1 protein-coding gene is annotated in these 785 nt (G+C 36.7%); it reads right to left on the bottom strand.

Annotated features, from left to right (window positions below; translation table 11 throughout):
* Nucleotides 1-443: 443 nt before the first annotated feature.
* Nucleotides 444-617, bottom strand: coding sequence for a hypothetical protein (locus MTBPR1_RS18040; RefSeq protein ID WP_165602582.1), 174 nt, complete (start codon nt 615-617; stop codon nt 444-446).
* Nucleotides 618-785: the final 168 nt, after the last annotated feature.

Genomic DNA, 785 nt, shown 5'->3' with positions numbered 1-785 from the left:
TAACCTGCCCGCGTTAAAAGTCTTTTTGTTGCATTATGTTTTATACATTCTGGTTGTCCCAGTATTGCAACATCTATTGGTGGCTTAAAAAATCCAAAGCCCTAAAAATCCCTCAAGCTGTACGAAAATCAATTCACATATACGATGTCTGTACGAACTGTCTTTCCTAGCATCAACGTCATTTGTTTATTTTTAGTTGATAAATCAGCATTAAATTTACCAGATGTATCTATACGTATCTACACCTAGATCTAAATTTATATAAAATTATACTGTTTTACCCATCCCCTATTTAGGGGAGAAGAACATAATTTAAGAGTTAAACATGTCATTATTCATAGAAATCACACGTTGAGCACGTATTGGAACAAGACACCCCCCCTAAAACGCAAAAAAGCCGACCACATTGGGTCGACTTTTTAAAACGAAGAAACTCGAAAACCTTAGTTCAAAGAGCACTCTTGTTCTTCTTCGATAACGCCTGAATCAACGATTTCGATGATACGACGGCTTTGTGCGTCTGCAGGGCAGCCACAAGAGTAGTCGCCACTTGCTTCGTGCAGGTCAGCTTGTTTCATGTGCCACTGAGCAACTTTTCTGTGATCTTCAGCTTTCATAATAGTACCTTAAGTTCGTTTTTTAAAACCTTTCTACATTTAGATCATATTTCACAAGAAATCAATACACGGATATAATGATTTAAGAAAAACTTCATCAAAATCAAAGCCATGTCCCTACTCGTTATAGGGATGATCCGTATTTGTAGAAATTCAGGCACAAAAAAA

The sequence above is a fragment of the Candidatus Terasakiella magnetica genome (assembly GCF_900093605.1).
GTDB classification, from domain to species: Bacteria; Pseudomonadota; Alphaproteobacteria; order Rhodospirillales; family Terasakiellaceae; genus Terasakiella; species Terasakiella magnetica.
This window is presented reverse-complemented; position numbering and strand designations above follow the sequence as displayed.